A 20,660-nucleotide genomic window follows, 5' to 3' on the forward strand; every position below is an offset into this window, starting at 1 on the left:
CACACATAATTTAGTAAATATGTCACATGGCGATAAAAAAGGCCTACAAAATAAAAAACCGGGAATGACTCCCGGTTTTTAATGCTTTTCTTCGCCTAAAACAGCTTCTGCAATATTGACGGCATGGTCGCCGATCCTTTCCAGATTGCTGGTGATATCGACGAAGATCACGCCTGCTTGTCCGCTGCATAATCCGTCGTTTAAGCGAAGAATGTGCTTTTTGCGAAGCTTGCGTTCCATTTTATCGATTTGATTTTCTTTTTCGACTACACGTCTTGCGGCACCTTCGTTATTTTCTCCAAGAGCTGTGATAGACTCCTTAACAGTGGAAATGGTCAGATCAAGCATTTCTGTTAAGTCCGCCATTGCAGCTTCGGAAATTTTCACCCTGTTGGATTGCTGGTACTCGCCAAGCTCAACCAAGTTTTCAAAATGATCGCCGATTCTTTCAATGTCTCTGACTGTGTCCATTAACATATGATGTTCTTCAGATTCTTGTTCAGAAAGAGTGGTCGCTGACAGTTCGATCAAGTAATCGGTAATCTTTCTGTCTAAATTGTTGATCGCATCTTCTATTTGAAAAGCGCTTTGCGCATGTTTTGCCTGTTTTGTATTAAAAAACTCTTTTGTTTCCTCAAGTCCCTTTACTGCAAATTCACCCATACGCAGTACTTCTTCTTTGGCCTGTCCCAGGGCAATTGAAGGCGACTGCTGAATGAACAGCGGGTCCAGATGTGTTGCTTTATAGTCCACAACCGAATCTTTGCCCGGAATAAGCTTCGTAACGATCAAAGCCAATATGCCGACAAACGGAAGCTGAATCAGCGTATTTGACGTATTAAAGATCCCATGGGCAAACGCAATCACCATCTTAGGATCCAGTCCTAAAGAGGATTGAAGCATTAAAATCAAACTTGTGAACGGCTTCAGCAAGATCAGGAAGATTGCTGTTCCAATCAGGTTAAACAATACATGAACGGCCGCAGCCCGTCTCGCTGCGACGGAGGCGCCAAGAGATGCCAGTACAGCAGTAATCGTCGTACCGATATTGTCTCCGAATAATACAGGAAGAGCGCCATTTAGATCTATTAATGAATCGGCAAACAGCCCTTGCAGGATCCCGATGGTTGCACTTGAACTTTGGACGAGAACGGTGAAAAGCGTGCCGACAAGCACTCCGAGAACAGGGTTCGTACTCATGCTGACGGTTAAATCATGAAAAGCTTCAATCGTTCGAAGCGGCTTCATTCCGCTGCTCATTAATTCCAAGCCATAGAAAAGTGCACCAAATCCGAACAGAACTTGGCCGAGGTTCTGAAATTTTTTGCTCTTTAAGAAAAACAACAAGAATGAACCAATGGCGAGGATCGGAAGCGCATATGCACCAACGTCAAAGCCGATAATAAATGCCGTGACCGTCGTTCCGATGTTCGCACCCATAATGACGCCGATCGCCTGGCGGAGGGTCATAAAGCCGGCGCTGACGAGACCGACAGTAATAACGGTCGTGCCGGAACTGCTTTGAATTAAAACCGTGACAATGATACCAGCCAAAACACCCATCAGAGGATTGCTTGTAAAACGATCCAAAATGTCTCTCAGCTTATCTCCGGCTGATTTTTGGAGTCCTTCTCCCATAAACTTAATACCGAGAAGAAAGATCCCGAGACCTCCAATGAATTCAAAAAGCAATTTCTGCACATCTATTTCCAACGTCTTGCCCCCCTAATTCGACATAAATCTACAAACCAAACACTATGATTATGATGGAGATTAAAGCCTATGTAAACGATTCAAATCGAAAATTTACAATAACTTAACATTGGCGGCTGATGATTTACATTCCCTTAACATTGCCTGGACTCATCGCAAATATACCCTATTCCAACAGGCAAAAATCCCGAACTTTTTCATGGGTTAAACCGTATTTAAAACTAAAGGAGAGATCACATATGCCAAACAGAGCTAACGGTACTCACATTAAAATTAAAAAGACAAAAGGGGAACGGGTTTGGAACGCATTTGGCTATTTCTTTTACCTGGGATCAATTATCTTTTTGGCCGCTGTCTGGGGATCGCTCCCCGAAAAGGTGCCTGCACATTACAACGCACTCGGTGAAGTCGATCGCTGGGGGGCAAAATGGGAGCTTTTCATTTTGCCGGGAATCGGATTACTTATCCTTTTGTTCATGCAATTCTTAGAAAAGCATCCTGAGATTCACAACCATCCAAAGCGCCTGAATGAAACAAACGCTGAACAGTTCTACCTGCTCAGCCGAAAGTTGATCAACCGCTTAAAAAATGCATGCTTAATCATTTTTTCTCTCATATTAATTGAATCTGTGTCAATCGCTTTAGACTGGGGAAGCGGATTTGGCGGATGGTTTCTTCCGGTTGCCTTACTCGGTACCGTCATGCTTGTGGCCGTAAGTTTAATACAGCAAAAGAAGATCAAATAATGCCGCATCAATTCAAAAAATTGTCACTTATGAGACACAATCGTGATTTGGACACTAATCATCAACTCTGAAAAAAGGAATGGTAGTATGCCAAAAAATAAAAAAAGAGTCTCATCTTTGGAGTTATGATGTGTACCGGAAGGGTATTGATCATGTCAATCTATAACTATTCACAACTTTTAACCTGAATAATGTCACGGAAAATATAGTATGATGTCAAATGAAGATCGATCAAATTTATCCCAAAGATAATATAACTCTTTTTGAATATGCAAACAATAATTGTTTCATCCCTTAAGACAAATGACTTATAACGCATGAATAATCAATGGGCTTAACTCTATCTCCCCTGAAATATATAGGATAATATATGAAAAAATCTCCTTAATAAGGTTTACATGTAATAAATCCCATGACATAATTAAAGCTATTAATACAAAGAAAGGAAGTTGTTTTTATGCTAAAGGTTGTAAGGAAAAATTTTCGGTTGATATTAGCCGGCACCTTAGGTATCTGTATCATGGCAAGTGGAAACTTTGTCGAAGCCAGCAATGATAATTACAGCTTTGGAGAACCCATTAAACCTTATCACTCTAATTCTTATACGTCAGAAAGATGGAGACAGACAACCCATACAAATAATCCATGGAAAGTAAATTTAAAAGAATCTGATGAAGGCAAAGGTACAATTACAACATTTTGGATAGCAAATACAATGTATAATTCAATTCCATTAGCTTCCAAAACTTATAATGTTAAACAAGGAAGCGGAAACCACTATTACAATGCAAACAAAAAAGGAAATGAAGCATATGTAACTTTAGGTATGGAAAACAACAACTACTCTCCAAACTGGTATTATGTGAAAGGAGTGTGGGACGAAGAAACATGGTAATTATATAATTTACATTTAAATAAAATGATAATCTTTTAAAAAGATTATCATTTTATTTGATTTTAATCTTATTATAGAATTGAGTGAGAATATGAAAAGCCATATTTATCGTATTGCCAAAAATAAGTTAAGTTTATTAATATTTTTAATAATGATTTTCATACCATGTATTGATATTGTTTTGTTATTATTAACAAACCCAAATTATGATCCCACTTTTGCCTTTTTTCTTTCTGGAGCATCAAGGGGTCACGCAGCACAAATGATTCTGTTATGGTTCCTCCCCCTCTATTTATTATTACTTTGTGCAGATGATCCGATTCAGGACTACAAAACGGGCTTTTATCAAGTTCTTGTAAGCAAGGTTGGCAGAAAGAAATATTGTACAGAAAAAATAATGACGTCATTCCTTATATCATTTTCAACGATGTGTGTTTCACTTTTTATTAATTTTATAATGGTTCACATACTCTTTTTTAATAGAACATTTAAGAATGACCTAGAACAAATTAAGTTCCCGGATAATCTTCTTTATACATTTAGCATGTCTCATCCATATTACGCAATTTTACTTTTTTCTATTGTTTGTTGTATGCTGGCTGGATTGATTGGAGCGCTTGGTGCAGGAATCAGTTTACTTTTTCGCGATAAAAAATACGCCTATCCTGCCTGCTTTTTTATATGGTTCTTACTTGTGTTGAAAAAGAATTCGTTGGTGTATTTATTCCAGCCATTTACTGAATATGGTCTTGATGTATTGCTGCCTATTTTAATTACTAGTGTATCAATCTTCGTCATCTTAATTTTTATAATTATCATTTATCAGGTGAAATATAATGAAAACTAAAAGAATATTTTTGATTATTGGATTGATTATATTTTTTTCCATCGTGTGGATTGGTCAAAACAGTGCCTATTTTGAAAATAAAACTTATGAAACTTTACTATATATCAATAACGGTACTTTTGGCTATAATTCGATAATGGCCTATAGCTTGCTATTCCCTGTTCCTTATCTTATTTTTTTAATTAACTTTTTTCATTTAGATACTTCTTATAGAGTGGTGCGATTCACCAAGAGACAAAGTTTTTATAAATCTATAGTTGTTCAAATTTTGATTTCCAGCCTAATATTTTCAGCCATACATACATTAATTAATTTTGTTTATACATGTTTTTTCATTAATTCTACTATATTAGAAGATGCGAACTTTTGGCTAGCTTGTTTGTTAAACATTATGAGTGTTATGTTTTTTTATACGGTGATAGGTATCCAGTTCAGAATGATATACGATCGGTGCAACTTAATTAGCGTTTCAATTTTTATAACATATTTGCTTATCGGTAGTTTATATTCTTTTGTTAAATTGTTTTTGTTTGATGGTATGTGGACTCCTCTTAAAGATTTTAGTGTATTTGCAGATATTTTAAAAAAACAGTCGCCCTTTTTTTATCTTTTCAATGTTTTTGTTCGTCAAATTTTCCTAGTTTTTATTTTTTACATTGTCGGCTCTTCAACATTTCTTAAAAAGGATTACATAAAATGAAAATAAAAGGTTTTTTATTTGTTGTTGCAGCTATTATCTTACAGGCAATGTTAATGATTTCTGTAAGTACCGACGCTTTTCCTTTTCTCGATGGTATTCCAATTGCCGCTTCAGAGTTCTTAATTTTATATTGGTACTTACCAATTGTATCATTAAGTTTTTATTTCACAGGATATGTAAAATTCAATTTAAATTCTTATGGAATTTTAAAATTATCAAGAAAATACAGTAAGTCAAAATGGATAGTCTCGCGATATATAAGTACTATGTTGGTTCTATTCATTTTCACGCTTACTCAACTTTTTGTCTTTTATATTAATACGATTATGATACACGATAATCAATATGTTTTTAATAATAATTTTTTTAAGCTGACCATCATGTATTATCTAACTTTACTCGTTTTGTATAGTATTCAATTATTATTAGAACTTTTTGTATCTCCCCACATAGCACAATTAATTGTAAATATATATATTGTCTTTTCATTATTCATTGCAAAACAATTATATTTACTTGAAGCTCCAAAAGCTATGAACTACTTTTTGATTTCTAACTATAGTAATGGTTATAGGAATGGTTTAAGTTCTTTATTTGATATTGAAAATGTCTGCATTGATTATTCAGTTGCATTTTTCATTTTAATTATATTGCAAATTACCATTGTTACTATGTCTATTTTAAAAGTTAGAAAAATGGATATCATTTAAAAGCGAGGGAATTTAATGATAGATTTGAAGAACATTACAAAAAAAATTAAAAAGAAAACAATCCTTGAAGACATTTCTTATACGTTTGAAAAAGGAAAGATTTACGGCTTATTTGGGAGAAATGGTTCCGGCAAAACGATGTTACTTCGTACAATAGCAGGATTATTAGTTCCTAGTGAGGGAAGTATAACGATTAACGGAGAACAATTACATAAGGATACTTCTTTTCCGAGAAGCGTGGGTTTGATTATAGAAAATATGCAGCTTCTCCCCCAATTTGATGCATTTACTAATCTTAAAATGTTATCAAAGATAAAAAAAATTGCCTCTGATCATGATATAGAGTCCAGTATTAAAAGAGTTGGATTAGACCCCTCTTCAAAAATGAAAGTAAAAAAGTTTTCTCTAGGAATGAAACAAAGATTAAACATTGCTCAGGCCATTTTTGAAAAACCTGAAATTCTATTACTTGATGAACCGACTAATGCGATAGATGAAATAGGTGTAGCAGAAGTTCATAACATCCTTTTAGAAGAAAAAAAGAGAGGGGCCACTATTATTATTGCTAGTCACCACAAGGAAGATATATCTTCTTTATGTGATTATACACTTAAGATGAATGATGGGTGCTTGGAGAATGAATAAGAGCCGAAAAGTATAAATTGATTATAAGATCTCCACCGTAAGATCAGATTACGCTTCCAAAAAACATAATTAAAAAATAAAAGGACTACACTTTCATAGTCCTTTTATTTTTTAATAAGAGGGTAGATTTAACCGATACTCGATTAAGATGATGACCGCTTTCTTCTCTCTAGGTTATTCCCTTACCAGTAAAATCAGACCGCATTAAACCCATTCAAAACGATAAAAATCTTGATTAGCATAACCGGCAAACCAAATGATGAACATTTCCACCAAATTGATTAAATTATAAATTTTTTATCAATCTCTAATTAAAATCCTGGTTTGTAAAAGTCAGGAAAATCGTTTTTTTGAATTACTTCTCTTCTGAGATACCTCCAACAATTTGAGCCAATCCTTCTTTAATTGGAGTGAGCGGACGGCCGAGCACTTTTTCAAAATCATCGCTTTCGACTTCAAGTGTGCCTTCACGAATGCCTTTTTGGATTTCGACAACCATCGGAATCAGAAAATCGGGCACACCGGCATTTTTCATGATATCGCGATAGGCAGCATCGTCAACATGCTGGACGGGTACTTCTTTGCCCAATACTTCTCCAAGGGCTGAAGCGATTTCTTCCTGAGTTAATAGTTTGCCTGAAAGTTCGTAGACGGTGTTTTCATGGCCTTCGCCGGACAGAACCGCCGCCGCTGCATCCGCGTAATCCTGCTGCAGCGCCCAGCCCACCTTGCCGTTCTCTGCTGACGTCACCCAAGGGGCTCCCGCCAAAACACCTTGAATACTCGACATTTCATTTTCCAAGTACCAGTTATTGCGCAAGAAGGAGTATGGAATCCCCGTTTTCAAAATCGCTTCTTCAGTTGCTTTGTGAGTCGGCGCAAGGAAGTTTTTGCTTTCGCGGGCATTCGCAATACTCGTATAAGCGATAAACCGAACTCCCGCGCGTTCTGCGGCGGCTACCGCATTGCCGTGCTGACGGATTCTCGTCTCATTGTCTCCATCTGCAGAGATGATCAGCAGACGGTCAACGCCTTGAAATGCGGATGCCAATGTTTCCGGGCGGTCAAAATCCCCTTGACGCACATCGACTCCTCGCGCCTGCAGCGCTTCCGCTTTTTCCGGATTGCGCACGCTGACCGCCAACTGATCCGCCGGTACAGTTTCCAGCAGTTTTTTCACAACTTTCGATCCTAATTTTCCAGTTGCTCCTGTTACTAACATTTTCATAATCAAATTCCTCCTAATGTTTTAATGTCGAACTGTAACAAAAAACGTTACACTTGATGTAACTATCATAATTACAAATAGACTGATTGTCAACAGGAATGTCTTTCACTTGGCTAAAAAAATAAAAGTAGACGACATACGCCCTCCTGGCTCTCTTGTCAATATGGAAATAATAGAGTAAGATGTTATCATTGATTTTGGTCGACCAGATACCGTCGACCCTCAGATGATGCGAAATCAGTTATTCATAAAGGGGAAGAAGCAACATGTTGATTGTGTTGGTTATGTTTTTATTAGGTCTTGTGCTTGGCTTTGTCGGGGCCGGCGGAGCCGGATTCGTCATCGCACTGTTAACGATGATGTTTCACATTCCGATTCATACAGCATTGGGAACATCTCTGGCCGGTATGGCTTTTACGAGCTTATCAGGAACGTACAGCCACTTTCGCGAAGGAAATATCAAGCTGAAAATCGGCTTAACCGTCGGCTGTTTTGCTGCAATAGGATCCTTTGCAGGAGCTAAGCTGACTTCTCTGATACCTTCAAGTTCATTGCACTATATGACCGCAGGAATGTTATTCTTATCGGCCATTCTGATTTTAATCAGATTATTCTTTTTGCAAGAAAAAGAAGCTGACCAGGGAACGAACCTTGCCTTTTGGATCAAGGCCAGTTTATTGGGAATCGTAGCCGGCATCCTGTCCGGAACGTTCGGAATCGGCTCGGCGCCTTTTATTCAAATCGGGTTGATGATGATGCTGAACCTGTCTATTCGCCATTCCGTAGGAACGACGATGCTCGTCATTATTCCGCTCTCGTTAGGCGGTGGGGCGGGCTATATTTCAGAAGGCTTCGTCGATTATGTTCTGTTGGTCAAAATCTTGATCGGTACGATGTGCGGCGCTTATGTCGGAGCTAAATTCACCAATGTCCTGCCGAAAGTCGTCTTGAAATCGGGTTTATTTTTAACTCCCGCCGTTTCAGGGTTCATTCTCTTATTTTAATTAACTTGGAATGGCTATAGCGGGAGATCACGAAGGAACCTGTGGTAAAATACGAAATGAAAACGAATACGAGGATGAGAAGCGTGATTGAAAAACCAAAACCGTTTTATGAACAATCCTACCATGCGATTAAGCGAATGATATTTGAAGGGAAATTAAAGCCCGGTGAACGAATCGCCGAAGCGAAGTTAGCTAAGGAGCTCGGCGTCAGCAAAAGCCCTTTGAGAGAAGCGATCAGAGTTCTGGAAAAAGAGGGGCTCATCGTCATCGACTCAAGAGTGAAGGTCTATCAGCCGACAATCAAGGACGTTGAAGAAATCTATTTTTGCAGAACGGCGCTTGAATCATTCGCTGCGGGATTGACGGCAAGAATTGCAACGGCAGAGGAACTGAAAACGATTGAAGACGTTTTGCAAAAAACGGAGGAAGCCATCCTTCAATCCAAGGATCAAAACACAATTATCCAATTAAATGATACATTTCACGACTTAATTATCCAATATACACGAAACAGTCTATTGCGGAAGCAGCTCAACGATTTGGAAGGATTAATTTATTATTTCCGCATTTTGAATTTTGAAGGAGAAAAACGGGCTGAAGCCATTTTGGAGCAGCATCGGGAAATTTTCCGCCATATGAAACAAAGAGACGACGAGCAGGCATCAAAAGCGATGATTCGCCACCTTAAGCTTGATCTTGACCACTTAGTCGAAGTACTGTCTCACCGCGGGGAAAAATGATAAAGAGGGCTGCCTGTCTTAAGGCGCCCTCTCCTTTTTTTAATAGAAAGAAACAAATTCATTAACCGGCTTGCGATATCCTCTCAAGCGTCGGCTGCTTTCTTTTTCTTTGCCGATCGTAATCATGAGGACGATTTCATGTGTATCCGGGATCTCTAGCAACTCGCGGACCTGATCGCTGTCAAATCCGATCATTGGGCATGTGTCCCACCCCCGGTTTTTGGCGGCAAGCATAAACATCATCGCAGAAAGAGAAGCATTGCGAATCGCTTCTTCCTTCATGAATGGCTCCCCGCGCGTCTCGTAAAATTGGGTATTGTTTTCAACCATTTCCTGCAGCTCAAAGTCCTTAATAATTCCTAAATCCCTCATGCCTTCGTTGATTTTTTCCGTTTGCCGGTAGGCGTAGCGGTCTCCCGTCACTAAAATCACGGCAGAGGCTGAATGCACTTTATATTGGCCGCTCGCAGCTTCCCTGATTTTTTCTTTTAAATCCTTCTCCAATACCACTTTATACTCTGCGTGCTGCAAATTGAACGCTGAAGGCGCTAGCTTGATATCCTCAAAGATAGGCTCCAAATCTTTCACCGTAATTTGAACATCTTCCAGAAAATTATTTGCAGAGTGACGCGTTTCGATAAGCTCGTTAAATTCCATTTTCAAAAAACTCCATTCATCTATCCTTTTGCATCAATATCCTTACTTTTATGATCGACGATAAGCTACCTATTGTTTAGCGATGCTCACATGAACCAAAGAGAACGCGGCGTGGTGTCGGGCTTCTGTCGATAGACATGCTCAAATGTCTTGTGACCGGCGTCATAGCAGCTTCTGTCACCACATTAATTTTTCCTTCGAACCTTCTATACTCAGCAATCAACCATGCTACGCCAAAATCAAAATGCTATAATTGAGAAAAAATGTGAAAGAAAGCAGCGTGTGAACTATGAAACTATCCTTTTTGCCCAGTAACACTTTTATCGATCCGAACGGTGAGAATATTAAGGAAATATCGATTCTTGTTGATCAAATCGTCAAATTTGTCATTGAGCATGCAAGCAACGCTGGGAATCACCGCACTTTGCCTTCTCCGGAATCATCACATTACGGCGATATACCCGAGACCGGAATCGAATTAGAAGAGCTCTTAAAAAAGTTGCAGGCGATTGTAAAAAACTCCATGAATCCTCTAGGCCCGAATTATATGGGGCATATGGATTCCATACCGACTCTAATGTCTTGTCTGGGCGAATTCGTCAGCACTTCAATCAATAACAATATGCTGAGCCTTGAAATGTCGCCTGTCTTTTCGAAGATGGAAGTACAGCTTTTGGGCACCATTGCCCGTATGTTTGGATATGACGACAACTCAGGGGGTGTGATGACAAGCGGCGGAAGCCTCGCGAATCTTCAAGCGCTCGCAGCAGCGCGAAACAATCAATTGAAGGTAAAGGAATCGGGGTTATTCGGTCTTTCCGGACAGCCGGTCATCTTTGCTTCAGACGTCAGCCATACTTCCTTACATAAAGCAGCGATGCTGTTGGGACTGGGTACCTCCAGCGTAATCCCGGTGAAAAGCAGCAGCGATTCGAAAATGGATCTTGACGATTTAAGAAAGAAAATCAAGCAGGCAAAAAATGAAGGCAAGATTCCTTTTGCAATTGCAGCCACGGCCGGAACGACAGTCACAGGAAGCATCGACCCCATTCGATCGATCGCTGACATCGCAAAGGAAAACGGATTATGGCTGCATGTCGACGCGGCATACGGAGGAGCACTCATTTTTTCAGAAGCTTACCGCGATAAGCTGAACGGAATCGAAATGGCAGATTCCATCACATTCAATCCGCAAAAATGGATGTACATTGCGAAGACTTGTGCAATGGTTTTATTCAAAAATCACGGCGTTTTGGAAACCGGTTTTCGCATTTCCGCCCCTTATATGAATGAAACAGACTTTGCTAACTTGGGCGAAATCAGTGTTCAGGGCACGCGGCATGCGGATATCCTAAAGTTATATTTATCGCTTCAGCACATTGGATTAAAAGGCTACAGGGAGCTGTTGCATGAAAGCCTCGCATTAAAAGACGAGTTTACCAAGCAGGTGAAACAGCGCCATTATCTCGAACTGTCCAGCGAGCCGGATACAAACGTTGTCTGCTTTAGAGGCATCCCGCATCACCTTGATGAAGCTCAATGGGATAACTGGAATCTCGAATTGCAGCAGTTTTTGTTGAATGAAGAAAACGTCTTCTTTTCATTGCCTGCATATAGGGGAAACCGCTGGCTCCGTGCCGTTTTGTTAAATCCTTTTATCTCTAATACCCTTATTCAAAGGGTCTTTGAAAAAATTGATCAGTTTTATGATCAGGGGATATCGCGTTAAATGAATAAACAGACTTTGAAAAGGAGGAGAAATATGACAAAGAAAATTGGCACAGAAGAAGCCATTCAAAGATGGAATCGATTTGCCGATGCTTATGCTGCCAATCATACCGAACTTGGAGACATCCACAAAGAAGTGTTTTTAAATCCTGCTATTTTTTCTCTCATTGAAACGGTAAAGAATCAACATGTGCTCGATGCCGGGTGCGGTGAGGGGTATTTCAGCAGGCTGCTGGCCAAGGCCGGAGCCAATGTAACGGCTGTCGATTACTCGCCGAGAATGATCGACATTGCCAAGGAAAGGACGCCGGATGATTTGCCGATTGAGTATCAGCACGGGAACTGTGAAGACCTGAATATGTTGGAAGACAATAGCTTTGATTTAATTATATCGAATATGGTCATGCAAGACCTTGCGGATTATGAAAAAGCGTTTCAGGAAATGCATCGGCTGCTGACAGACCGCGGATTTTTTATTTTTTCAATTTTGCATCCCTGCTTCATTACGCCGGAAAGCGGCTGGGAAAAAACAAAAGACGGAAAAAAACTGCATTGGAATGTAGACCGGTATTTTTATGAAGGTACATACGAACAAAAGCTTGGCGATCGGGAGAATATGCTGTTCTTCCATAGAACCTTGACGAGCTATATTAACACTTTGAGGAAAACGGGCTTCATGCTCGAAAGCATAGTAGAACCAAAGCCATCAGAAGAAATACTGAAAAAATATCCGTCATTTGCAGAAGATTTCAGATGTCCTGATTTTATCGTTTTTAAATTAAGAAAGCCCTGCGGCGATGTCCGATAGGCCTCATATCGATGGAACCTTTTCCTATCCTTTTTGAATGTCTGTTTTTCTTCGCGACCAAATGACGGATGGAATCAGAGCCAAGATAACAGCCCTCCCGCCAAAGATAATGCAGCATAGCTTGAATGAGCGACAACCATTCCTGAAAGAGTCCCGCCGGAAGCTCCCGCCAATGCGATCAAAACATCAAGCGTTCCTTGCCCTTTCGCACGTGTAGAAGGCAACGATCAATAAAACGAGCGAATCACTGGGATCCAGCGCCACCACTGCACCAGCGAGCAGTAAGGTTACTTCTGAGGCGATGCTGATGGCTGTCCGGCCAATTTTGTCAACAAGAACCCCTGTGACAAGTGATGGAAGATACATTGAACCGATATGAAAACCTATCACGATCCCGACATCTCCTAAGCTGTGTCCGTGGCACTGCATATGAACGGGAGTCATGATCATAATCGCAACCATCACAATTTTTGCACCTTTTGTAAAGTTGTTAAGAGCATGTCCCCTTCAACATTTTACGAACCTGAATCTATCCATATTCCGATTTTAGATTGTGGTGGTATTTCGGTTTCAGGTATTAAAAAAACTAGCCACCGAATCAGTAACTAGCCAGATGATGTTCTGTTAATTCTGACTTGCGACAACTATTAAATCTTCCTATTTACACTTGTTACATAAAATTTCGTGAGCAAATTTAGATAACACTCTATCTAAAGGACCGACAGGCATCCGCCTTTTATTCGGCATTCTAATAGCTACAGTCATCTCATCATTTTCGTTTATTTCTTTTCCACATCGAGAACATTTTAGTTTTACGTCCTTAAAAAAACCTTTAAAAGAAGCCGTCATATTAAAAACCTCTATCCTGTTCATTTATTCTAAGTAATTCCAGAAAACAAATTTAACGTTATTTTTATTCCTATACTAGCTACTGTATTAAAATTGGAGCCCATATGGTATTTATTAATTTCTTAATCGATAAATATTTTTCAAACTTTGAAGTGCAAAACGATGATTCTCGAAGCGACTGCTGCAATATGCTTTATTATTTTGTTTTAAAAGTAATTTCATAATATAAATAGCAGTTGCAATTAAAATAATAGGAAATTGCAAACCTGTATTTCCTATTTTAACATAACTTACCTTTCAATCCTAGATCAAAAATAATAATACAGCGACAACAGCCGCCCTATCGAAGATATACTTAACACACCCACAATCTTGTGGCGGTACACTTTAAGAGAAGAAGCGAAGTGAAAAAACAAGATTGTGCTTTGTGCATTTCCTATACGTCCTAACAATGGAAGCCCCCTCCTATATGATTGTAGTTTGGTCTTCCTTTAAAATACAGTTTTAGCACCGTTATTTGCTCTTTAACAAGATTACAGCAATATTCTTTTTTCACTCTTGAAACGGTCATCCCATCGCCGATCGGCATCAACAGGGATTCTAATTGAGGATGGGCGGCGACCGCTTGATCGAATTTCTTCATGGATTCTGTATGACGCTTCGGTGCAGCATAATCGTCTGCTACACTTCCCCCTGTAAGTGCGCAATCGGCAACAATTAAAGCACCCGGCACCGTCAATTTGATACAATACGCCAAGTAATGTTCATAATTTCCTTTGTCTGCATTGATAAAGGAAAAAATTGAATCGCTTTTGATTGTCGGCTAATGTTTCAAGACTTTCCATAGCCGGTCTATCATATCCGATACCTGGCTGCCGAATAGGGATAATTGGTATTTTAATTCTTGCTATTGTATTTAGAGTCATTAAGACACCCTACAATTAGTTTATGAATCTTCTTCAAAAACAGTCCAAGCAGTATTAATTGGCTATACGACTTGACAATGAATCACTGTTTTTCAATGGAGAAATTATTCAAGGCTTGAAGACTCATTCTATCCCTGAAAAAAATTGCCCCCTAGTAACAAAAGGGGGCGTTCTTCTATTTTCTTTATATTGCTCTTTTTTCAACTAAAAAATGCTTTATTGTTTTATCAGCAGCAGGGATTTCCCAATTCTTATTTTTCCAGTTTGCAAACAACACTCCCTACATGGTCATGCTTTAACGGATAATCTGACATTTCCCGAACCGCCTTTTCCGCCATTGATTTGCAAGCTTGATATTGGGTTACTTTAGATTTCTTTTTGTAATCGGAGAGACAATAGATCTTGCAGTAGAATTCTCGCTCCTTCAGGGCTTAACACAATCCCGCCTGATAAAATTTTATTATTATCCGACACCGTGCCGGTAACAAAACACGCTTTGCCTTCTAAATATTTGCGCAATATGACTTTTTCATCTTCAACAAATATCTCTATTGAATCTTGTTCGTTTATTTTCAATACTTTTCTTATCCTTTTAGGTAAGACAATTCTCCCCAGGTCATCCATTTTCCTAATAAATGCTGCTTTTTCCAAAAAACATCCTCCCTATCTTTTTTGAATTTTCCTGTATAAAACTCAGGCAGAATGATTTTTCAGATAAATTCCGAAGGCATTAACACCTTAGCTGCATATAAATCAATTTTTCCGCAGCCGGCACATACGACAGCGACGGAAGGAATCGCTTCAGGCCTAACATTCAAAACAGAAGAATAATCTTGCAGATCCAGCCTTACATATGGGTCTATTATGATCGCTTCATCATGATTGCAATTTGTGCAGGGTTTTATAAGGCCTTTCTTTATCATTGCTTTTTTTATTCTGCTTTTTAATTGTTCCATATCTTTCACCTCTAACCTGAAAGGCTGATTAATACGAGCAGCGAAAACGAGCATAACTACATCAAATCATAATTCTTCATCTACAGCCAACAGGTTGTACATGTTTCGCTGTAACCCATCAAAAACCTCATCGAAAGAACGGTATGTAAATCGAATTTTTCGATTTAAATAAGTCGCAGGGATTCCTGCGACTTATGATCAAACTCTTTTTCCATAAATGATGTACCGTTTCGGGGCATTGCCGATATACGTAAAGGGATAGCAAGTCGTAAGAATGAGCTCCTCTTTGTCATGCTGCAGCGTAATAATGGATGTATCATTTTTATCAACGATTTTTGTCTTTTCAATTTCATATGAAAAGCTTCCATAAGGCAGCAAAATCTTCAATTGATCCCCTCTTTTTAGTTCACCCGTTCGCCGAAAGACTGTATCCCGATGGCCCGACAAAACAATTTGTCCATTATCATTTGGATAGTAGCTGCCTTTATAGTGCCCGACTCCTTTTTCCAAATCATCCGCATCCGTTCCCTCCACAATCGGAAGCTCTGCGTGGATTTTTGGAATCTCCAGAATACCGGCTGCTTCGCCGAACTTGGGTTTGAACCGGTCTCGATCTGCTTTTTGAGGATGCTCGATTGCGAGTTTAGCTGCTTCTAATGTTTGTTCCGTCTTTTTGCTGGTATCCATCACCTTCCAGACACCATAGCCAATAAGGACGAGTCCGGCTGCAATGATGAGGATAGGAAGATTCTTTTTCACGACAGAGATTAGACACTTCTCTTTCTTCTCAAGTACCAAATGGCCGATCCAACCAACAGCAACCCTAAGCCGCAAAGAATCAGATTAAATGTATTTGTAGCAGTATCCGGAAGCTCATGTACTCCGCCTGTCTTCTTAGCTTTATCTTTCGGTTCAGATGGACTTGGCTTTTCTGGTTTTTCAGGCTCTCCTTGGTTATTAGGCTCGGGATCCTTCGGTTCAACCGTAATGTCTGTTCCCGGTTTATCCGGTGTATCGATATTTCCCCCGTCTACAGATGCAACGTTTTTAATCGTTTTGCCCGCATAGCCGGACTCGATTTTCGCTTGGAATGTCACCGTTCTCCATTCCGTATCGCTTACATCTCCAAAGTTCGCTGTAACCTTGCCGTCTGTAAATGTACCTTTACCACCATGGCTCACTTTTAGGCTGCCTTTTACATATGACAGGCCGGCTGGAAGCTTGTCTGAGATGACCAGGTTTTCAACTTTGCTGTCTGTTACCGTATTGCGGGTTTTAATCGTGTAGACCACCGTGTCGCCCGCTTCATACTTTTCCTTATCAGAATCTAGGTTTTTCGCTGTTTTCTCAGATTCTAAAATTGGATCACGCGGATATACTTTCACTTCATGGCTTGGCTTGTCAGGCTTATCAATATTGTCTCCGCCGATCGTCGCCGTATTGACAATGTCTTTGCCTGTTTGACCCGCTTTGACTTTCACTTCGAAGGTCACGGTATGCCATTTCGTGTCGGCGACATCGCCAAATTGGCCCGCAACCGTTCCGTCTTCATAATGGCCTTGATCATCGTCTTGGTCGTCGCTTACTGCAGTGCCGTCTACTTTCAATGTACCTGGGATATATTCAAGGCCTTCTGGTAGCGCATCCGTAATCGTAAGGTTTTTCACCAGGCTGTCTTCAATTGTGTTTCGCGTCTCGATCGTGTAAAGAAGCGTGTCTCCGACTTCAGGGTGATCCGCATCGGTGTTCCCTTCAGCTTTTTCTTGAAGGTTTGCCGTTTTCTTTGATTCAAGCTTAGGATCTTTTGGATCGACTTTGATGTCCGTTCCCGGTTTATCAGGATCATCGATGTTTCCGCCGTCAACGGTTGCCACGTTTTTAATCGTTTTACCAATATAGCCGGACTCGATTTTCGCCTGGAACGTCACAGTTCGCCACTCCGTGTCGGTGACATTGCCGAAGTTTACTGTGATCTTGCCGTCTTCAAATGTCGCTTCGCCGCCGTTGCTCGCTTTTATGCTGCCTTCGACATATGTCAGGCCGGCTGGGAGTTCGTCCGAAATCGTCAAGTTTTCTACCAGGCTCTCTGTTACCGTATTGCGGGTTTTAATCGTGTAGACAACCGTGTCGCCCGCTTCATACTTTTCCTTATCAGAATCTAGGTTTTTCGCTGTTTTCTCAGATTCTAAAATTGGATCACGCGGATACACTTTCACTTCATGGCTCGGCTTGTCAGGTTTGTCAACATTGCCGCCGCTGATCGTCGCTGTATTGACAATGTCTTTGCCCGCTTGGCCGGACCTAACTTTCACTTCAAATGTTACGGTATGCAACTTCGTGTCCGTGACATCGCCAAATTCCCCTGAAACTTTTCCGTCTCCATAATGCCCTTGATCATCGTCTTGAGCGTCTGTCACCGCAGTGCCGTCCACTTTCAATGTACCTGGAACATATTCAAGGCCTTCCGGAATGGCGTCGGAAATGGTGAGGTTTTTGACAAGGCTGTCTTCAACCTTGTTTTGGGTCTGGATCGTGTAAAGAAGCGTGTCCCCGACTTCAGGGTGATCCGCATCGGTGTTCCCTTCAGCTTTTTCTTGAAGGCTAGCCGTTTTCTTTGAGTCAAGCTTTGGCTTTTTCGGATCAACTTTGATGTCTGTTCCCGGCTTGTCAGGATCATCGATGTTTCCGCCGTCAACGGTTGCCACGTTTTTAATCGTTTTGCCTATATAGCCGGACTCGATTTTCGCTTGGAACGTCACAGTTCGCCACTCTGTGTCGGTGACGTCACCGAAATTCGCCGTGATCTTTCCATTTTCAATTTTCGCTTCGCCGCCGTTGCTCGCTTTTATGCTGCCTTCGACATATGTCAGGCCGGCTGGAAGTTCGTCGGAAATGACGAGATTTTCTATCGTACTTTCAGTTATCTTATTGCGTGTCTTAATCGTGTAGACGACCGTGTCGCCCACTTCAAATATATCCTTGTCCGAATCGAGGTTCTTTGCCGTTTTCTCAGATTCTAAAACTGGATCACGCGGATAGACTTTCACTTCATGATTCGGCTTATTAGGCTTGTCAACATTATCGCCGCCGGCGGTTGCCGTGTTGACAATATCTTTCCCTGCTTGGCCAGGCTGCACCTTCACTTCAAATGTCACATGATGCCATTCCATATCGGTGATATCGCCGAATTGGCCGTTTACTGTGCCATCTGTATAATCGCCCTGATCATCGCCCTGTGCGTCAGTTACCGCTTTACCGTCCACTTTCAATGTCCCCGGAACATATTCAAGTCCTTCCGGAATCGCGTCTGAGATCGTAAGATTTTTTATGAGACTGTCTTCAGAAATATTTCGGGTCTGAATCGTATACAGAAGCGTGTCCCCGACTTCAGGATGGTCTGCGTCTGTATTTCCTTCAGCTTTTTCCTGAATGGACGCGGTTTTCTTCGATTCGAGCTCCGGATTACGCGGATACACTTTCACTTCGTTGTTCGGCTTATCCGGATCATTGATATTGTCTCCGTTTACGTTTGCCGTGTTGACAATATCCTTACCGGATTGGCCGGACTTTACCTTCGCCTGGAATGTCACGGTGTGCCATCCGGTGTCCGTTACATTGCCAAACTGGCCTGTCGCTTTGCCTTCGGCGTAATGGCCTTGATCACCGTCTTGGGCATCGCTTACCGCTTTACCGTCCACTTTTAAAGTATCCGGGACATATTCCAAACCTTCCGGAATCGCGTCTGAAATGGTGAGATTTTTTACGATACTGTCTTCAGAGGTATTTCGGGTCTGAATCGTGTACAGAAGCGTATCTCCCACTTCCGGATGGTCGGCATCTGTGTTGCCGTCCCCTTTTTGTTGTATGGATGAGGTTTTCTTTGATTCAAGCTTGGGTTCATTAAAGATGATCGGCGTCGTTACTTCATTTGATTCCGTTTGTTCATCTTTTTTCGTTAATAAATTGTCGTAGTTTATTTGCGCCTTGTTATTGACTTTTGTAACGTCGTAGTCCGTTAGCGTTTTCACTTTAAATTGAACAGTGACCCCATTAGGCAAGTCGGTCGTATTTGGCAAATTACCCAGCTTGACGTTTACTTTGCTGCCGTCAAAATGGCCTTCGTCACTGTCTGATGCATCAGTTAGATTTTTTGTCGTCGAACCTTTGATCAATTTTAACGATCCAGGGACATATTCCGTTCCCTTCGGGATAAGATCGGAAAAGCTTGCATTCGCTGCGATGTCTCCGCCTTCGTTTTTGACTTGAACCGAATATGTCAGCTCATCGCCGGCGTGCACCTCTCCCTGCGGAGAAACCGTTTTATTGGCAGTTACACACGGTTCTGTGCCCAAGAAGATATCATCCAAAAAGTTCCCGGCTCCTAAGCTTCCGCCGGCGGAACTCACTGCCTCAAAGCCGAATCGTGTTGTCGTCTGTCCAGCTGGAACGGTATAAGAGCCAGTATGAGTCCCCCATGCTGCTCTCCCATCAGACAGTTGTTTTTGGACCACGGTATCGTACGGGTTATTAGTCGCTGCCCCAATGCGAACCTGCATGGTGTCAACGCCTTGCCTTCCCATATGGGACAAGCGCCAGTAGATGGTTTGACCAGGCGTTGTCTTCACATCTTGATACAGCATGCCGTTTTCAAAAGCGTTCAATTCAGCCCACCGGTTTCCATCAGGAGGTGCAGGCCAATTTTTCACCGTTGAAGGGAGATTCTCTGCGTAATTCCATATTTCAATCACTTTATAACCAACGGCTTCGTCAGTTGTCTTCCAGCCTGGAACTTCAGATTCGTAAAAAAAATAACCTGAATTATTATATGCAGTTCCTCTGGCAGCACCTTGCTCAAAGCTGCCGTTAATCAGCGCTACCGGAGCTGGGCAAGGATTTTCTGCCGCTTGGGTTGCTTCCGTACTTTCCTCCGCATGCACCTGATTAGGCAAAACAGCAGCCGACAGATTGCTTGCGATTAATAGCAAGATTGCAAAAAACATTAGACATTTTCTGAGCTTCAGTTTGTAAGCTTTAGGCAGAAAATTCTTTTGCATCAATTCCTCACTCCAATAGTCATTTTTTCACAGACAATATTTGCTGTAACGGTTGCTGAAATATCATATTTCAACCTAATATTTTCAAATATGTTCTCAATATGACCCTCCTTTCAATAAAAACTTACCAAAATAGTTTTATATTTCACAATATAACAAAATATTGATATTTAAATTCAAATAATCGACAAATTTGTATATTTTTTATCTGTATATTATTAATAAATGGAAATTATCAAGATGATTTAAGATCATTTTTATGACAGTTTATGAAACTATATTATTTTGAGAGTCTTGAATCCGAGCTAAATCTTATGACTAATCCGAGGCATGAACATTTGAGCTGACAAAGAGCTGTATCTTTCCTCCGCGATACTCGTTCCCAATTAAAAATCTTCCTTCTCTGTAAACCAATAGTACCAAGAAGAATGAAAACACTGAATGTGACGATACA

17 protein-coding genes and 2 pseudogenes are annotated in these 20,660 nt (G+C 40.7%); 10 read left to right on the plus strand and 9 right to left on the minus strand.

All coding sequences use genetic code 11. From position 1 onward, the window contains the following. Nucleotides 1–78: 78 nt before the first annotated feature. Nucleotides 79–1,713 carry a Na/Pi cotransporter family protein gene (locus LQ247_RS07230; RefSeq protein WP_231005820.1) on the minus strand — a complete coding sequence of 545 codons (1,635 nt, stop codon included), beginning with the start codon at nt 1,711–1,713 and terminating at the stop codon, nt 79–81. Nucleotides 1,714–1,952: 239 nt separating this feature from the next. On the opposite strand from LQ247_RS07230, the gene LQ247_RS07235 reads away from it, so the two are divergent. The 6 genes from LQ247_RS07235 (at nt 1,953) to LQ247_RS07260 (ending at nt 6,256) form a co-directional block, all read left to right on the plus strand. Then, entirely contained in the window at nt 1,953–2,459 is a 507-nt protein-coding gene (locus LQ247_RS07235; RefSeq protein ID WP_231005821.1) for a DUF1648 domain-containing protein, read from the plus strand. Nucleotides 2,460–2,916: 457 nt separating this feature from the next. Next, a complete protein-coding gene (locus tag LQ247_RS07240; protein WP_231005822.1) occupies nt 2,917–3,354 on the plus strand; it encodes a DUF2712 domain-containing protein in 438 nt (145 codons plus the stop codon). Nucleotides 3,355–3,445: 91 nt separating this feature from the next. Further along, nucleotides 3,446–4,201, plus strand: coding sequence for a hypothetical protein (locus tag LQ247_RS07245; protein WP_231005823.1), 756 nt, complete (start codon nt 3,446–3,448; stop codon nt 4,199–4,201). Continuing rightward, nucleotides 4,191–4,901: a WxPxxD family membrane protein gene (locus LQ247_RS07250; protein WP_231005824.1), complete on the plus strand. Its 711-nt coding sequence runs from the start codon at nt 4,191–4,193 to the stop codon at nt 4,899–4,901. The genes LQ247_RS07245 and LQ247_RS07250 overlap by 11 nt, the downstream gene beginning before the upstream one ends. Continuing rightward, nucleotides 4,898–5,611 carry a DUF2705 family protein gene (locus LQ247_RS07255; RefSeq protein WP_231005825.1) on the plus strand — a complete coding sequence of 238 codons (714 nt, stop codon included), beginning with the start codon at nt 4,898–4,900 and terminating at the stop codon, nt 5,609–5,611. The genes LQ247_RS07250 and LQ247_RS07255 overlap by 4 nt, the downstream gene beginning before the upstream one ends. A 15-nt stretch (nt 5,612–5,626) precedes the next feature. Next, entirely contained in the window at nt 5,627–6,256 is a 630-nt protein-coding gene (locus tag LQ247_RS07260) for an ABC transporter ATP-binding protein (protein WP_231005827.1), read from the plus strand. 355 nt (nt 6,257–6,611) lie between these two features. Here the strand turns inward: LQ247_RS07260 and LQ247_RS07265 are convergent, their stop codons facing one another. Continuing rightward, nucleotides 6,612–7,484, minus strand: coding sequence for an SDR family oxidoreductase (locus tag LQ247_RS07265; RefSeq protein WP_231005828.1), 873 nt, complete (start codon nt 7,482–7,484; stop codon nt 6,612–6,614). A gap of 266 nt (nt 7,485–7,750) precedes the next feature. Between LQ247_RS07265 and LQ247_RS07270 the strand changes: the two genes are divergently transcribed. Both LQ247_RS07270 and LQ247_RS07275 read left to right on the plus strand, forming a co-directional pair. Continuing rightward, entirely contained in the window at nt 7,751–8,488 is a 738-nt protein-coding gene (locus LQ247_RS07270) for a sulfite exporter TauE/SafE family protein (protein WP_035337405.1), read from the plus strand. Nucleotides 8,489–8,562: 74 nt separating this feature from the next. Then, a complete protein-coding gene (locus LQ247_RS07275) occupies nt 8,563–9,228 on the plus strand; it encodes a GntR family transcriptional regulator (RefSeq protein WP_039073258.1) in 666 nt (221 codons plus the stop codon). Nucleotides 9,229–9,267: 39 nt separating this feature from the next. Here the strand turns inward: LQ247_RS07275 and LQ247_RS07280 are convergent, their stop codons facing one another. Beyond that, nucleotides 9,268–9,885, minus strand: coding sequence for a nitroreductase family protein (locus LQ247_RS07280; protein WP_020449953.1), 618 nt, complete (start codon nt 9,883–9,885; stop codon nt 9,268–9,270). 289 nt (nt 9,886–10,174) lie between these two features. Here LQ247_RS07280 and LQ247_RS07285 point away from each other — a divergent pair, with 289 nt between their 5' ends. Continuing rightward, nucleotides 10,175–11,614 (plus strand): pyridoxal phosphate-dependent decarboxylase family protein, encoded by a 1,440-nt coding sequence (locus LQ247_RS07285; protein ID WP_231005829.1) that lies wholly within the window; start codon nt 10,175–10,177, stop codon nt 11,612–11,614. A 33-nt stretch (nt 11,615–11,647) separates the two neighbouring features. Continuing rightward, on the plus strand, nt 11,648–12,421 hold the full coding sequence (locus LQ247_RS07290; RefSeq protein ID WP_144497529.1) for a class I SAM-dependent methyltransferase: 774 nt from the start codon (nt 11,648–11,650) through the stop codon (nt 12,419–12,421). Nucleotides 12,422–12,445: 24 nt separating this feature from the next. On the opposite strand, the pseudogene LQ247_RS07295 reads toward LQ247_RS07290, so the two are convergent. The 6 genes and pseudogenes from LQ247_RS07295 to LQ247_RS07320 all read right to left on the minus strand — a co-directional run. Next, nucleotides 12,446–12,892 (minus strand): annotated as a pseudogene (locus tag LQ247_RS07295) (MFS transporter); the annotation flags it as partial. A gap of 925 nt (nt 12,893–13,817) precedes the next feature. Then, a pseudogene (locus LQ247_RS07300) lies at nt 13,818–14,150 on the minus strand (O-methyltransferase); the annotation flags it as partial. A gap of 412 nt (nt 14,151–14,562) precedes the next feature. Next, on the minus strand, nt 14,563–14,847 hold the full coding sequence (locus LQ247_RS07305; protein ID WP_268342021.1) for an AbrB/MazE/SpoVT family DNA-binding domain-containing protein: 285 nt from the start codon (nt 14,845–14,847) through the stop codon (nt 14,563–14,565). Nucleotides 14,848–14,906: 59 nt separating this feature from the next. Further along, entirely contained in the window at nt 14,907–15,152 is a 246-nt protein-coding gene (locus LQ247_RS07310) for a hypothetical protein (RefSeq protein WP_035337421.1), read from the minus strand. Nucleotides 15,153–15,350: 198 nt separating this feature from the next. After that, complete coding sequence (locus tag LQ247_RS07315) at nt 15,351–15,911, minus strand: class D sortase (protein ID WP_035337424.1); 561 nt, start codon at nt 15,909–15,911, stop codon at nt 15,351–15,353. Nucleotides 15,912–15,919: 8 nt separating this feature from the next. Continuing rightward, nucleotides 15,920–20,206 (minus strand): isopeptide-forming domain-containing fimbrial protein, encoded by a 4,287-nt coding sequence (locus LQ247_RS07320; protein WP_231005830.1) that lies wholly within the window; start codon nt 20,204–20,206, stop codon nt 15,920–15,922. Between the last annotated feature and the right edge of the window lie 454 nt (nt 20,207–20,660).

The sequence above is a fragment of the Bacillus sp. BS3(2021) genome (assembly GCF_021043345.1).
GTDB classification, from domain to species: Bacteria; Bacillota; Bacilli; order Bacillales; family Bacillaceae; genus Bacillus; species Bacillus paralicheniformis.